Below are 15,312 nucleotides of genomic sequence, written 5' to 3'. Positions count from 1 at the left end.
TGGAGATTACCCCACTGATTAAAGTTTCAACTTATTTCAAAAATGAAAGTTTACGAATGATAGGGAGACGACTTAACTCTTCTTTTCGAATGAGTTTGAAAGTGAAGAGAAGTACGATATAAACAATTGTTGTTAAAGTGATTTCCCATAATGTTTGTATGCCAAGGGCATGAGAGAAAATAATATATTTATGAAGATAAAAACCGAAGGCGCCCGCAATACCGATGGCGAGTCCACCGAAAATATAGTCTTTTGCGTAAATGGTAAATGTAATCTTTTTTAAAACAGTAGCGTAGTGAAGAAATGTTACTGTTACAATATTTGCAGCAATAGCGAGAGCAACCCCCATCATTTGAAATTCTGGCCTTGATGCTAGTACAAAAATAACGATTAATTTCACGATGGCACCAATAAATGTATTCATCATTGCAGCTCTTGCTAAGTTTAAAGCTTGCAAAACAGAGGTAAGTGGACTTTGGAAATAATGAAATAAAAAGCAAGGCGCAAGAAGTTGAATGAATGCTGTTGCGCTGTCTGATCCATACATAAGAGTTAAAACAGGAGAAGCGAATACGTATAATATAACGACAGACCATCCGCCGGTAATTAATGAAATTCGAAGTGCTTGTTGTAAACGGTGCTCCACTAATTTATGTTGTCTTTTTGCCATTGCTTCACTAATAGAAGGGACGAGCGCTGTAGAGAGAGCGTATGTAATAAAGGCGGGTAGTGATAGGAGCGGGAATGCATAACCGTTTAATATACCGTATTGCTGGGTTGCAACAGAAGCAGCGACACCAGCGATTGCTAAGCTTTGCATAACGACAATAGGTTCAAAAAAATATGAAACGGAGCCGATTAAACGACTTCCTGTAGTTGGAAGGGCAATATCCATCAGAGAATAAAATGTCCCTTTGCTTTCCTTTACAGTAGTGAAAAATCCAGAGCGTATTGATAAATGTTTTTCTCGCTGAAATAACGTGAGTAAAAATAATAAGGATGCAACTTCACCGAGAACAGCTGATAACATAGCGCCGGCTGCAGCGTATTCTATGCCGTAAGGTAAAAATAACTGGATGCATATAGCGATAATGGTAATGCGGACGACTTGTTCTAGAACTTGCGCATAAGCGCTAGGTTTCATGTTTTGTTTCCCTTGAAAGTAACCACGCAAAACAGAAGAAACAGCAATAACCGGGACAACGGGCAAAATGGCCATTAATGGATAGTACGTTCTTTTGTCAGTTAATAATGTTTTTGCTAAAATAGGTGTGAGGAACATAATTCCGATTGTTAAAATGATACTAATAACGGATGTAACAGCTAGTGATACGGTTAATATTTTTTTAACTCTTTGTTTATCGTTCACAGCTTCCGCTTCTGCTACAAATTTTGCGATGGCGACAGGAAGACCAATTTGTGTCAATGTAATTGCTAAAATGAATGTAGGAACGGCCATCATATAAAGACCAACGCCTTCTTCTCCTAAAATACGTGCCATTACTATGCGGTTGATAAAGCCGAGTATTTTTGTAATAAAGCCGGCTATCATTAAAATAAATGCGCCTTTTAAAAAGCTTTGTCTCGTCATGTTCTTCTCCTACCTTCTCAAAATCAATGGAATGATTTACAATAATTTATATGCACGTACGAGACAAGAATGACAAGCATTTAAGAGAGTGAAGTGTGATAGTGCTCTTGAAAGTAGTTATTGCTGTCCATTAGAGCGGGATTAAAGCGACTTTTTCGTGCTGAAATAAGAAGGAGATGTTATAGATGTTAGATAGAGAGGCTTTGGTAGAATCATACCGCGGACAGTTACAAGTCGTTTTAGAAAGTAAAGTAGAAGAGTTTCAAATGTTCGGTTACGACCGAGTGACAGATGATGACATTTGGAAGTTTCTTAAAGTGAAAAAGTGGAAGAAGATAGACAGCGATGTTAGATTGTATGAATTAGTTAATGACGTATTAACAGTAAGTACTAATGAATATATGACATATTTAACTGTTGAAGCTTACCAAGCGCCACTTTGGTCATTTGATGAGTATGAAAATAAATAACCGACTGCAATTGGTTTGTTCTTCCTTTTGCAGTATAATGATATGTATTGATAAAGAGGAAATAATTGTGTCTAAGATTATATATAAAGGAGGTAGTGAAGAGGAAAATAAATGATGAAAGTGTAGGGAGTGTAAAAGCTTACCTATACAGCTAGTGATGAGCTAGCAAAAATTATAGAAAGGAAGTCTACTAACTAGGCGTATGCACACGTATAGCAGTGAATCGTAAAAGATTTATTGAAAGTGTTAGTAGCAGAAAGAGGGTACATATGGCAAAGCGTGGTACGAGAATTGCCGCCTTTTTCCTCATCGTCTTATTAATCGGTGGAGTAATTGGTGCGGCAGGAAAAGACATAGCAAAAGGAATTAGTCTAGGACTAGACCTTCGCGGTGGTTTTGAAATTCTGTATGAAGTAAAACCAGCCAAAAAAGGTGATAAAATCGATCGAGACGTACTTGTAAGTACAGTAGGTGCTCTTGAAAATCGTGTCAATGTTCTCGGTGTAAGTGAGCCGAACATTCAAATCGAAGGGCAAGATCGAATTCGTGTACAGCTTGCTGGTGTACAAGATCAGCAAAAAGCACGTGAAATGTTATCAACACAAGCGAAATTAACATTCCGTGATGTGGATGATAACCTTCTTATGGATGGAACGGATTTAAAAGGCGGCGGAGCGAAGCAAACATTTGATGAGCAAGGCCGTGCGAGCGTAGGTCTTACACTAAAAAGCGCTGAAAAATTCCGTGCAGTAACTGAAAAGATTTCAAAAATGCCACCACCAACGAATTTAATGGTAATTTGGCTGGACTTTGAAGAAGGAAAAGATTCGTATAAAGCAGAATCTGCAAAACCGAATCCGAAGTTCTTATCAGCGGCAACAGTAAGCCAAGTATTTAACCAAGCTGAGGTATCTATTGTAGGTGGAAACTTCACAGTTGAAAGTGCGAAACAACTTTCATCTTTATTAAATGCAGGTGCACTTCCTGTTGATTTAAAAGAAATGTATTCAACATCTGTTGGAGCGAAATTTGGTCAACAAGCGTTAGAGCAAACGATTTTCGCTAGTGCGATTGGTATCGCTCTTATCTTCTTATTTATGCTTGTATTCTACCGTTTACCAGGACTTGTAGCGGTTATTATGTTAGGTTTATACATTTTCGTTACATTACTTGTCTTTAACTGGATGCATGCAGTTCTTACGTTGCCAGGTATTGCAGCGTTAGTGCTCGGAGTAGGTATAGCAGTTGATGCGAATATTATTACGTACGAGAGACTGAAAGAAGAGCTGAAAATCGGTAAGTCCATGATGTCGGCATTCCGTGCTGGTAACCATCGTTCATTAGCAACAATTTTAGATGCGAACGTTACGACCCTTGCAGCTGCTGGTGTGTTATTCGTTTATGGTAATAGCTCTGTAAAAGGATTCGCAACAAGTTTAATCGTAAGTATTTTGGTTGGTTTTATTACGAACGTATTCGGTACTCGTTTCTTACTAGGTCTACTTGTAAAGAGCCGTTACTTTGATAAAAAACCAGGATATTTTGGTGTGAAACAAAAGGATATTATTCCATTAACAAAAGGTGTAGTACATCCGCCAACGAGATTTGATCGTATTAATTTCGTAAATATCGGTCATAAATTCCTTATCTTCTCGATTGTAGTTGTAATTGCGGGTGCAATTATCTTACCAATTTTCAAATTGAATCTTGGTATTGACTTTGCGAGTGGTACACGTATCGACTTGCAATCAAAACAAGCCGTTACTGTGTCTGATGTTCATAAAGATTTTAAAGAATTGAACATTGATGTGAAGGAAGAAAATATTGTACCGACTGGAGATGACAATAAAGGTTTCGCAGTTCGTACATTAGGTGTTTTATCAAAAGATGAAATTGCGAAAACAAAAACATTCTTCCACGATAAATATGGTACAGATCCAAACGTAAGTACAGTTTCACCGACAATCGGTAAAGAAATTGCACGAAATGCATTTATCGCTGTACTGATTGCTTCTGCGGTTATCATTTTATACGTAAGTATTCGTTTCCGATTTACGTATGCGCTATCTGCAGTACTTGCATTATTACATGACGCATTCGTTATGATTGTTATGTTTAGTATTTTCCAATTAGAGGTAGACTTAACGTTTATCGCTGCAGTACTAACAATCATCGGTTATTCTATTAATGACTCGATTGTTACATTTGATAGAAACCGTGAATTATACAAACAGAAAAAACGAGTGCGCGATATAAAAGATCTAGAAGAAATCGTAAATGCAAGTATTCGCCAAACGCTTGGTCGCTCGATTAACACCGTATTAACAGTGTTATTCCCAGTAATTGCACTGCTTATCTTCGGTAGTGAGTCACTACGTAACTTCTCGTTTGCGTTACTTGTTGGATTAATAGTAGGTACGTACTCTTCTGTTTTCGTTGCCTCTCAAATTTGGTTAATGCTTGAAAACCGTCGTTTGAAAAAGGGGAAAAACAAGAAGAAGGTTGAGAAAGTAGAATCTGAACCGCAAGTATAGAAAAGATGATGCCTTATTATGAGGCATCTCTTTTTTCGTTTGTGGATACAATAAGATAGCAACTTTTTGATGGGAAGAAGATGGAAGAAAGTGGTGGTGTTATTGCTGTTTTTGTTAAAATAAAAAGATAGGTTAAGAAAAGAAGGGATTTTAATTATGGAAAAAGATGAACGTTTTAAACAGGCCGAGTTTGGTGCTATTGTCGGGATCGTTGGTAATATTATATTAGCAATTGTAAAGGCGGTAATTGGTTATATTGGGAACAGTAAAGCACTGCTAGCAGATGCGGTGCATTCTGCATCAGATGTAATTGGTTCGCTAGCTGTACTTTTTGGATTGCGAGCGGCAAAGCAGCCACCTGATGAAGATCATCCGTATGGTCATGGTAAAGCGGAATCGATTTCAGCGATTATTGTTGCGGTATTATTATTTATTGTGGGACTTGAAATCGCGATTTCATCTATAAAAGCTTTTTCGCAAGAACTAGAACCGCCGAAAGGAATTACGATTTTTGCTGTTGTTCTTTCAATCGTCGTGAAAGAAGGAATGTTTCAATATAAATTCCGATTAGGGAAAAGGGTAAATAGTGATGCAATTATTGCAAATGCATATGAGCACCGTTCGGATGTATTTTCTTCAATTGCAGCTTTAATCGGTATTTGTGCAGCTATACTCGGTGGTAAGCTTGGTATAGACTGGCTTGTATATGCTGATCCGATTGCAGGATTAGTTGTTTCGCTTCTTGTTGTAAAAATGGCATGGAGCATTGGAGCGGAAGCAATTCATGCAACGCTTGACCATGTTCTTCATGAGGAGGATGTTATTCCGCTTAGAGAAGCAGTCCTTCAAGTAGATGGTGTGAAAAAAATTGGTTCTTTATATGCACGGGAGCATGGTCATTATGTTATTGTCGATATTAAAGTGTCTGTAGATCCATACATTACTGTAGAAGAAGGACACCGTATTGGAAAACATGTGAAAGAAATACTTATGAAACAAGATAATGTACAAAATGTATTCGTACATATAAATCCGTATTCTCCAAATTAAACATCATTAACATTTTAGTATATAGATATTGCATCGTAGTTTGCATTATATTGTCACCCCTTAATCTGTCTTGTATAATGAACAGGTTAAGGGGTGATTTCGTGTTACAACCGAAGACGCGTTGGAAAGAAAAAGAATATAATGACGAACGAGTGAGTGAATTAGCAAGTAAATTACAGTTATCGCCACTTGTCGTTTCATTATTCCTCGGTAGAGGACTAGATACAGAAGATAAGATTTTAGATTTTTTAAATACAGAAAATCAAGAATTTCATGATCCATTTTTATTAGAAGGAATGGATAGAACGGTAGAACGTGTAAATAAGGCGATTCAAAATGGAGAACAAATATTAATATTTGGTGATTACGATGCAGACGGAGTAAGTAGTACAACTGTGTTATATCTTGCTCTTCAAGAATTAGGTGCAGAAGTAGAATTTTATATTCCAAATCGTTTTACAGAAGGGTATGGGCCGAACGAAGAAGCGTTTCGTTGGGCGCATAGCGCAGGGTTCTCACTGATTATTACTGTCGACACTGGCATCGCAGCAGTACATGAAGCGAATGTAGCGAAAGAGCTTGGAATAGATCTAATTATTACAGATCACCATGAGCCACCGCCAGAATTGCCAGAAGCACTTGCGATTATACATCCGAAATTAGATGGCGGTGTATATCCGTTTCACTATTTAGCTGGTGTAGGTGTTGCGTTTAAAGTTGCGCATGCACTATTAGGCCGTGTACCAGAACATTTATTAGAGATTGCAGTAATCGGTACAGTAGCTGATTTAGTGTCACTTCATGGTGAAAATAGGTTGCTAGTGAAACGCGGTTTAAAACATATGCGTATGACGAAAAATATTGGTTTAAAGGCATTGTTTAAAGTTGCTAACGTTTCGCAAAGTGAAATTACAGAAGAGAGTATTGGCTTCTCAATTGCACCGCGTATTAATGCGGTCGGGCGTTTAGAAGATGCAACGCCGGCTGTACACCTTTTATTATCAGATGATCCTGAGGAAGCGAAAGAGTTGGCCGAAGAAATTGATGAGCTGAACAAACTGCGAAAAGATATTGTAAAGCAAATTACAGAAGAGGCTATCGCTGAAGTTGAAAATAACTTTCCGCCAGAAGAAAACAAAGTGTTAGTACTTGCAAAAGAAGGTTGGAATCCGGGTGTAATTGGGATTGTCGCTTCTAAATTAGTTGAACGTTTTTATCGTCCGACTATTGTATTATGCATTGATCCTATAAAAGAAACAGCAAAAGGCTCAGCGCGTAGTATTGCAGGATTTGATTTGTTTGCAAATTTATCAGATTGTAGAGAGTTATTGCCACACTTTGGAGGGCATCCGATGGCAGCGGGAATGACGCTACATATGAATGATGTAGATGAATTACGTCGCCGCTTAAATGAACAAGCAGATGCAATTTTAACAGAAGAAGATTTTATTCCAATTACAGCAGTTGATGTTTTTTGTAAAGTAGAGGATGTAACACTAGCGGCAATTGAAGATATGCAAAAACTAGCCCCGTTTGGTGTTGGAAATCCGAAACCACGTATTGCAGTGAAAGATGCAGAGTTAGAAAGTATTCGCGCGATCGGATCAGATGGCTCTCATTTAAAAATGGCTCTTCGTGATGGACAAGCAACACTGGATACAATTGGATTTGGTTTTGGTGCATATGCGAAAGAAATCTCTCCAGTTGCAAAAGTATCTGTAATAGGAGAAGCATCCATCAATGAATGGAATAACTTTAAGAAGCCACAACTAATGGTACAAGATATTGCTGTAGAGGCGTGGCAATTATTTGATTGGCGTAGTATGCGTAATGCAGAAGCAAATTTAGCAGAACTTCCGAAAGAAAAAATAACAATGGTGTATTTTTCTGAAGAGGTATTGAATAAATTTTCTTTAGAGAGCTATAAAGAAAAGCTCATGCATGCTTCAGAAGTAACGCATTTAGATGATCAATATATCGTGTTACTTGATTTACCAAAAGGAACAGATGAATTACGTGAGCTATTTAAGGTAGGATTCCCAGCGCGAATTTATACGCTATTTTATCAAGAGAATAACCACTTATTTAGTACAGTTCCGACGAGAGAACACTTTAAATGGTACTATTCTTTCTTAAGCCAAAAAACACCATTTTCTTTAAGACAATATGGAGAACAACTATGTCGTCATAAAGGTTGGTCAAAAGATACAGTAAATTTCATGACACAGGTGTTTTTTGAGTTAGAATTTGTTACAATAAAAGATGGCGTCATTTTTATGGCAGACAAAAAACAAAAGCGTGATTTAATTGAATCGAACACATATCGTGAGAAAATGAACCACTTACAATTAGAAAAAGAATTGGTTTATAGCACATATCAGCAACTATATACATGGTTTGAAACGATTCGTAATCATAAAGAAGTAGAACAGTTAGGGTAAAGGATTTGTATTTACAAACCTTTTAGATCTGAGGAGGATTCAGAAATATGGATTTCAAGCAACATATCGCAATTGTACCGGATTATCCGAAAGAAGGTATTGTGTTTAAAGACATTACACCTTTAATGAATGACGGTAAAGCATACAAAGCAGCAACAGATGCAATCGTTGAATACGCAAAAGAAAGAGATATCGATGTTGTAGTAGGACCAGAAGCTCGTGGTTTCATTATCGGTTGCCCAGTTTCTTATGCGTTAGAAGTAGGATTTGCACCAGTTCGTAAATTAGGAAAATTACCACGTGAAGTAATTACTGTTGACTACGGTAAAGAATATGGTAAAGATGTTTTAACAATCCATAAAGATGCAATTAAGCCAGGTCAGCGCGTATTAATTACAGATGATCTATTAGCTACAGGTGGAACAATCGAAGCGACAATTAAGTTAGTTGAAGAGCTAGGCGGAGTTGTAGCAGGAATTGCATTCTTAGTAGAACTTACTTACTTAGATGGTCGTAAAATGTTAGATGGTTACGATGTATTAGTATTAGAAAAATACTAATCACTATATAGGTAAAACTACGGTGATAAAAAGTACCCGTGAATCTCTTGGAGAGGAGCGGGTACTTTTGTATAATTGAACAAAAAATTATGGTGAAATGTCAGTAAAATCTTTTCCTTTTCACAATTCACAATCATTGGGTTATAATGATAGAATATAATTTATTCTATTAAATAAAGATAAAGTCAATTTTCAATAAAAGGTGATTCGATGGCAAATGAGCAGGTACTAACAGCTGAACAGGTACTCGAGAAAGCAAGTCAATATTTAGCGGATGAAGATATTGAGCTAGTGGCACGTGCCTATGAATATGCACGTGATGCGCATAGCGAACAATATAGAAAATCGGGTGAACCGTATATTATTCATCCGATTCAAGTTGCAGGTATTTTAGTTGATTTACACATGGATCCAGCTACGGTATCAGCAGGTTTCTTACATGATGTAGTGGAAGATACAGAGATTACGTTAGAAGATATTGAACGGGAATTTAACAAAGAAATTGCTATGCTTGTTGATGGCGTTACAAAGCTTGGGAAGATTAAATATAAATCTCACGAACAACAACAAGCAGAAAACCATCGCAAAATGTTTATTGCAATGGCTCAAGATATTCGAGTTATTTTAATTAAACTAGCTGATCGTCTTCATAATATGCGTACATTGAAACATTTGCCTCAAGAGAAGCAGCGTCGCATAGCGAATGAAACGTTAGAAATCTTTGCACCTTTGGCACATAGACTCGGAATTAGTACTATTAAATGGGAGCTAGAGGATACGTCACTTCGCTATTTAAATCCACAACAATATTATCGTATTGTAAATTTAATGAAGCGTAAACGTGCAGAACGTGAAGAATATTTAGACGAAGTAATGACTGGTATTCGTGAGAAATTAAAAGAAGTTGCAATTCAACCTGAGATTTCTGGAAGACCGAAACATATTTACAGTATTTATCGTAAAATGGCACTGCAAAATAAGCAGTTCAATGAAATTTACGATTTATTAGCTGTACGTGTCGTTGTAAATAGTATTAAAGATTGTTATGCGGTGCTTGGAATTATTCATACGTGCTGGAAGCCGATGCCAGGTCGTTTTAAAGATTATATTGCAATGCCAAAAGCAAATCTATATCAATCTCTTCATACGACTGTAATTGGACCGAAAGGTGATCCACTTGAAGTGCAAATTCGTACGAAAGAAATGCATGAAATTGCAGAATTTGGGATCGCGGCACACTGGGCATACAAAGAAGGAAAAACAGCAGAAACAACAGGTACATTAGAGAAGAAACTCACATGGTTCCGTCAAATATTAGAATGGCAAAATGAAGCTTCTAATGCAGAAGAATTTATGGAGTCATTAAAAATTGATTTATTCTCTGACATGGTATTCGTCTTTACACCGAAAGGCGATGTAATGGAATTACCACTTGGATCTGTTCCAATTGATTTCGCGTATCGTGTCCATTCGGAAATTGGGAATAAAACAATTGGTGCAAAAGTAAATGGGAAAATGGTGACGCTGGATTATAAATTAAAAACAGGCGACATCATTGAAATTTTAACGTCGAAACATTCATATGGCCCAAGCCAGGATTGGGTAAAACTTGCTCAAACATCTCATGCGAAAAATAAAATTCGTCAATTCTTTAAGAAACAACGTAGAGACGAAAATATTGAAAAAGGCCGTGAACTTGTTGAAAAGGAAGTACGTGGTCTAGAGTATGAGATGAAAGAAGTATTGGCGCCGGATAACTTAAAACGCGTCGCTGAGAAATTTAACTTTGCAAATGAAGAAGATATGTTTGCAGCAGTTGGATATAGCGGAATTACAGCTTCGCAAATTGTTACGCGACTAACGGACAAGTTCCGCAAACAACGCGAAGAAGAAGAAATTGTTGAAGTTAAAGAAGTCCGTAAACCGATGAAAATTCGAAAATGGGATTCTGGTGTAAAGGTAAGCGGTGCTGATAATTTATTAATCCGTTTATCGAAATGCTGTAACCCAGTTCCGGGCGATGATATCGTTGGGTATATTACGAAAGGCCGAGGTGTATCAATTCACCGCCGTGATTGTGTAAATGTTCATACAGAAGAAGCTGTAGAACGATTATTAGAGGTAGAGTGGGAAGGTAGCCCTGAAAAAGAAATTGAGTATAACGTTGATATTGAAATTTCAGGTTACGATCGCCGCGGTTTATTAAATGAAGTACTGCAAGCTGTTACAGAGACGAAAACATACATTTCAGCTGTTTCTGGTAGAAGTGACCGTAATAAGATGGCAACAATTAATATGTCAATCTCGATTCGTAACTTACAACACTTGAAAAAAGTAGTAGAACGCATTAAACGCGTTCCAGAAATTTATGCAGTACGACGCATGATGCATTAATAGGGAGTGTAGAAAGATGAGAGTTGTTTTACAACGATCAAAGAAAGCGTCTGTCACAGTAGACGGTGAGATCGTAGGACAAATTCCGTTCGGTTTAACATTACTAGTTGGCATTACGCACGAAGATACAGAAAAAGATGCAACTTACATTGCGGAAAAAATTGCAAACTTACGTATTTTTGAAGATGAGAGCGGAAAGATGAATCATTCTGTACTTGATGTAGAAGGACAAGTTCTATCTATTTCGCAATTCACATTATACGGAGATTGCCGCAAGGGCAGACGTCCAAACTTTATGGATGCTGCGAAACCTGATTATGCAGAGCGTTTATACGATTTCTTTAATGAAGAAGTTCGTAAACAAGGATTACATGTGGAAACAGGGAAGTTTGGAGCAATGATGGACGTTTCTTTAATCAATGATGGTCCGGTGACCTTAATTGTAGAAAGTAAATAGTGTTCATAAAAAAGAGAGGGTTATATAATCCTCTCTTTTTTATACATTGTTGTATGTTTTGTTCATTTATTTGGAATCAATAGCAGTTTCGGTTATGTATAACTCTCTCATCAATATGGAACAATAAAAAGTAAAACATCCATATTGAATGTGAGGGATATACGTATGCGTATGAATGAAAAAGGGCATTCTGTTACAAATGGTGCAAATCAACTGTTTAACGTGAATTTTCATGATTTTATTTCAAAAGAGCAAAACAATACTTCAATGGAGCTTGCTTCGGAGTTTGGGATTTCTCTTCAAGATGTAAAGCGTTTAAAGAAGCAGATTGAACGTTCTTAGAGCACTTGACAATCCTACTTAACAAACGTATAGTAATTTTATATTTACATATGAATATAACCGTTGATAGAGAAGAGTAAATGAGACACACATGGAAAGAGAAGGAATGTCTTAGGCTGAAAACATTTCTGCATGATGACTGATTGAATGACACTCTAGAGGTTTCAACTTGAACGGCATATATGCTTAGTAGGGATGAACGCATATTTAAGCGTTATTAAAAAAGTGGAAGCATACGTGCTTCAATTAGGGTGGCACCACGGGTATAATACTCTCGTCCCTACTGTTTAAACAGTAGAGGCGGGAGTTTTTTTATTTTTATTAAGATTAAAACAATTTGAGGAGGAACTGAATATGTCTATTCAAATCCCACGCGGAACGCAAGATATTCTTCCAGGCACTGTTGAGTTATGGCAGTATATCGAAGGGCAAGCACGCGAAATTTGCCGTCGTTACAATTATAAAGAAATTCGTACACCAATCTTTGAACACACTGAGCTATTTTTACGCGGTGTTGGTGATACGACAGATATCGTACAAAAAGAAATGTACTCATTCCAAGATCGTGGAGAGCGTAGCTTAACATTACGTCCAGAAGGTACTGCACCTGTTGTACGTTCTTACGTTGAAAATAAAATGTTTGGTGATGCGACACAACCAACGAAATTATACTATATCGGTCAAATGTTCCGTTATGAAAGACCACAAGCAGGTCGCTATCGTCAATTCGTACAATTCGGTATCGAAGCAATCGGCAGTAATGACCCTGCAATTGATGCAGAAGTAATTGCACTTGCTGTTGAATTTTACCGCGGCATGGGCTTAAAAAATATTAAAGTTGTATTAAACAGTTTAGGTGACGCAGCGAGCCGTCAAGCACACCGTGATGCATTAATCGCACACTTTGAGCCACGTATCGGCGAATTCTGTTCTGACTGTCAATCTCGCTTAGAAAAGAACCCACTTCGAATTTTAGACTGTAAGAAGGACCGTAACCATGAATTAATGGGAACAGCACCATCTATTACAGAATACTTAAACGAAGATTCAGCAGTATACTATGACAAAGTTCAAGAACTATTAACGATGATGGATGTTCCATTTGAAAAAGATCCGAACTTAGTGCGTGGTTTAGACTACTATCAACACACTGTTTTTGAAATTATGAGTGAGGCAGAAGGTTTCGGTGCGATCACTACATTAAGCGGTGGTGGCCGTTATAACGGACTTGTACAAGAAATCGGTGGACCAGAAATGCCAGGTATCGGTTTTGCAATGAGTATTGAACGTTTAATTATGGCGCTAAAAGCTGAAAACATTGAATTACCACTTGAACATAGCATTGATTGTTACGTTGTAGCGCTTGGCGAAAAAGCGAAAGACCATGCTGCAAAAGTTGCGTTCGATCTTCGTAAAGCTGGATTGTCAGTTGAAAAAGATTATTTAGATCGCAAAATGAAAGCACAATTTAAATCAGCAGATCGTCTAAAGGCGAAATTTGTAGCTGTATTAGGAGAAGATGAGCTAGATAAAGGCATCATTAACTTAAAAGATATGGCAACAGGTGAACAAGAAGAAGTAGCGTTAGATGTATTTGCTTCATACGTAGCAGAGAAATTAATATAGGGGGAACTTACAGTGGCTGAAAGAACACATGCATGTGGAAAAGTAACAGTAGAAGCTGTTGGACAAACAGTTCAATTAAAAGGTTGGGTACAAAAACGCCGTGACTTAGGTGGATTAATCTTTATCGATTTACGTGACCGTACAGGTATCGTACAAGTTGTATTTAACCCAGAAACATCAAAAGAAGCGTTAGAAGTAGCAGAAACAATTCGTAGCGAATACGTATTACACGTAGAAGGTACAGTTGTTGAACGTGGTGAAGGCGCAATTAATGACAATATGGCAACTGGTCGTATTGAAGTACAAGCAACAAAAGTAAATGTACTAAATGCAGCGAAAACAACGCCAATTATCATTGCTGATGATACAGATGCATCAGAAGATGTGCGTTTAAAATATCGTTATTTAGACTTACGTCGTCCTGTAATGTTCAACACATTCAAAATGCGTCACGACGTAACAAAAACAATTCGTAACTTCTTAGATACAGAAGAGTTCTTAGAAGTAGAAACACCAATTTTAACGAAAAGCACGCCAGAAGGAGCTCGTGACTATTTAGTGCCAAGTCGTGTACATGATGGTGAATTCTATGCATTACCACAGTCACCACAGTTATTTAAACAGCTTCTTATGGTCGGCGGATTTGAGCGTTACTATCAAGTAGCACGTTGTTTCCGTGATGAAGATTTACGTGCGGATCGTCAACCAGAATTCACGCAAATCGATATCGAAGCTTCATTCTTAACACAAGATGAAATTTTAGATATGATGGAGCGTATGATGACGAAAGTTATGAAGGATGCAAAAGGTGTAGAAGTGAGTGCACCATTCCCTCGTATGAAATATGCTGATGCAATGGCTCGCTACGGTTCTGATAAGCCAGATACACGCTTTGAAATGGAACTAACAGACTTATCTGAGTTTGCTGCAGGTTGTGGCTTTAAAGTATTTACAAGTGCTGTAGAAAGCGGCGGACAAGTAAAAGCAATTAATGCAAAAGGTGCTGCAAGTAAATATTCTCGTAAAGACATCGATGCATTAACTGAATTCGTGAAAGTATACGGTGCAAAAGGTCTAGCTTGGCTTAAAGTTGAAGAAGACGGACTAAAAGGACCGATTGCGAAATTCTTCGGTGAAGAAGATGCAAATGTGTTAATGAGCACATTAGAAGCTACTGCTGGCGACTTATTACTATTCGTAGCAGATAAGAAGAGCGTTGTTGCAGATAGCTTAGGCGCACTTCGTTTACGTCTAGGTAAAGAGCTTGAGTTAATTGATGAAAGTAAATTTAACTTCCTATGGGTAACTGATTGGCCACTTCTTGAGTACGATGAAGATGCAGATCGTTACTTCGCAGCTCACCACCCATTCACAATGCCATTCCGTGAAGACGTTGAGTTACTAGAAACAGCACCAGAAAAAGCACGTGCACAAGCATATGACCTTGTATTAAACGGTTATGAGCTTGGTGGTGGATCACTTCGTATTTACGAGCGTGACGTACAAGAAAAAATGTTCAAAGCACTTGGATTCTCACAAGAAGAAGCGCAAGAGCAATTCGGATTCTTATTAGAAGCATTCGAATACGGTACACCACCACACGGCGGAATCGCATTAGGTTTAGATCGTCTTGTTATGTTACTTGCAGGCCGTACGAACCTTCGTGATACAATTGCATTCCCGAAAACAGCAAGCGCAAGCTGCTTATTAACAGAAGCTCCAAGCCCAGTTGCAGAAGCGCAGCTTGAAGAACTGAACTTAAAATTAAGCTTGAAAGAAGAGAAGTAAGAATAGGGTCTAGATGGTTATACTATAACCGTCTAGACTTTTTTTGAGAGGTTGTTTAA

The 15,312-nt window shown here is 37.7% G+C and carries 11 protein-coding genes and 1 other annotated feature; of the genes, 10 read left to right on the top strand and 1 reads right to left on the bottom strand.

Going from position 1 to position 15,312, the window contains the following annotated elements:
• Positions 1–31: 31 nt before the first annotated feature.
• A complete protein-coding gene (spoVB, locus tag DN399_RS21735) occupies positions 32–1,591 on the bottom strand; it encodes a stage V sporulation protein B (RefSeq protein WP_149149929.1) in 1,560 nt (519 codons plus the stop codon).
• Between the two features lie 185 nt (positions 1,592–1,776).
• Here spoVB and DN399_RS21730 point away from each other — a divergent pair, with 185 nt between their 5' ends.
• The 10 genes from DN399_RS21730 (at position 1,777) to aspS (ending at position 15,253) form a co-directional block, all read left to right on the top strand.
• Positions 1,777–2,061: a post-transcriptional regulator gene (locus DN399_RS21730; RefSeq protein ID WP_000886979.1), complete on the top strand. Its 285-nt coding sequence runs from the start codon at positions 1,777–1,779 to the stop codon at positions 2,059–2,061.
• 269 nt (positions 2,062–2,330) lie between these two features.
• Positions 2,331–4,595, top strand: a complete 2,265-nt coding sequence (secDF, locus tag DN399_RS21725; protein ID WP_049107979.1) for a protein translocase subunit SecDF — start codon at positions 2,331–2,333, stop codon at positions 4,593–4,595.
• Between the two features lie 156 nt (positions 4,596–4,751).
• Positions 4,752–5,645, top strand: a complete 894-nt coding sequence (locus DN399_RS21720) for a cation diffusion facilitator family transporter (RefSeq protein ID WP_000409746.1) — start codon at positions 4,752–4,754, stop codon at positions 5,643–5,645.
• A gap of 101 nt (positions 5,646–5,746) precedes the next feature.
• Entirely contained in the window at positions 5,747–8,086 is a 2,340-nt protein-coding gene (gene recJ, locus DN399_RS21715) for a single-stranded-DNA-specific exonuclease RecJ (RefSeq protein ID WP_006926735.1), read from the top strand.
• A 47-nt stretch (positions 8,087–8,133) separates the two neighbouring features.
• Complete coding sequence (locus tag DN399_RS21710) at positions 8,134–8,646, top strand: adenine phosphoribosyltransferase (RefSeq protein WP_000346215.1); 513 nt, start codon at positions 8,134–8,136, stop codon at positions 8,644–8,646.
• Between the two features lie 210 nt (positions 8,647–8,856).
• The gene (relA, locus tag DN399_RS21705) at positions 8,857–11,040 is read left to right on the top strand and encodes a GTP diphosphokinase (RefSeq protein ID WP_001262795.1); all 2,184 of its coding nucleotides are present in this window, start codon (positions 8,857–8,859) and stop codon (positions 11,038–11,040) included.
• Positions 11,041–11,056: 16 nt separating this feature from the next.
• Positions 11,057–11,497 (top strand): D-tyrosyl-tRNA(Tyr) deacylase, encoded by a 441-nt coding sequence (locus DN399_RS21700; protein ID WP_001266965.1) that lies wholly within the window; start codon positions 11,057–11,059, stop codon positions 11,495–11,497.
• A gap of 165 nt (positions 11,498–11,662) precedes the next feature.
• Complete coding sequence (locus DN399_RS28165) at positions 11,663–11,839, top strand: hypothetical protein (RefSeq protein ID WP_001242605.1); 177 nt, start codon at positions 11,663–11,665, stop codon at positions 11,837–11,839.
• Positions 11,840–11,893: 54 nt separating this feature from the next.
• Positions 11,894–12,124, top strand: a binding site (T-box leader).
• A 69-nt stretch (positions 12,125–12,193) separates the two neighbouring features.
• Positions 12,194–13,465, top strand: a complete 1,272-nt coding sequence (gene hisS, locus DN399_RS21695; RefSeq protein WP_000027084.1) for a histidine--tRNA ligase — start codon at positions 12,194–12,196, stop codon at positions 13,463–13,465.
• A gap of 12 nt (positions 13,466–13,477) precedes the next feature.
• Positions 13,478–15,253, top strand: coding sequence for an aspartate--tRNA ligase (gene aspS, locus DN399_RS21690; protein WP_000840898.1), 1,776 nt, complete (start codon positions 13,478–13,480; stop codon positions 15,251–15,253).
• The last annotated feature ends 59 nt before the right edge of the window (positions 15,254–15,312 follow it).

This window comes from Bacillus sp. AR4-2 (genome assembly GCF_008274865.1).
GTDB lineage: Bacteria > Bacillota > Bacilli > Bacillales > Bacillaceae_G > Bacillus_A > Bacillus_A cereus.
This window is presented reverse-complemented; position numbering and strand designations above follow the sequence as displayed.

Excerpts from the sequence above, each read along its gene's own strand:
- spoVB (WP_149149929.1), bottom strand. The coding sequence starts at position 1,591 with ATGACGAGACAAAGCTTTTTAAAAGGCGCATTTATTTTAATGATAGCC.
- DN399_RS21730 (WP_000886979.1), top strand. The coding sequence starts at position 1,777 with ATGTTAGATAGAGAGGCTTTGGTAGAATCATACCGCGGACAGTTACAA.
- secDF (WP_049107979.1), top strand. The coding sequence starts at position 2,331 with ATGGCAAAGCGTGGTACGAGAATTGCCGCCTTTTTCCTCATCGTCTTA.
- DN399_RS21720 (WP_000409746.1), top strand. The coding sequence starts at position 4,752 with ATGGAAAAAGATGAACGTTTTAAACAGGCCGAGTTTGGTGCTATTGTC.
- DN399_RS21710 (WP_000346215.1), top strand. The coding sequence starts at position 8,134 with ATGGATTTCAAGCAACATATCGCAATTGTACCGGATTATCCGAAAGAA.
- relA (WP_001262795.1), top strand. The coding sequence starts at position 8,857 with ATGGCAAATGAGCAGGTACTAACAGCTGAACAGGTACTCGAGAAAGCA.
- DN399_RS21700 (WP_001266965.1), top strand. The coding sequence starts at position 11,057 with ATGAGAGTTGTTTTACAACGATCAAAGAAAGCGTCTGTCACAGTAGAC.
- DN399_RS28165 (WP_001242605.1), top strand. The coding sequence starts at position 11,663 with ATGCGTATGAATGAAAAAGGGCATTCTGTTACAAATGGTGCAAATCAA.
- hisS (WP_000027084.1), top strand. The coding sequence starts at position 12,194 with ATGTCTATTCAAATCCCACGCGGAACGCAAGATATTCTTCCAGGCACT.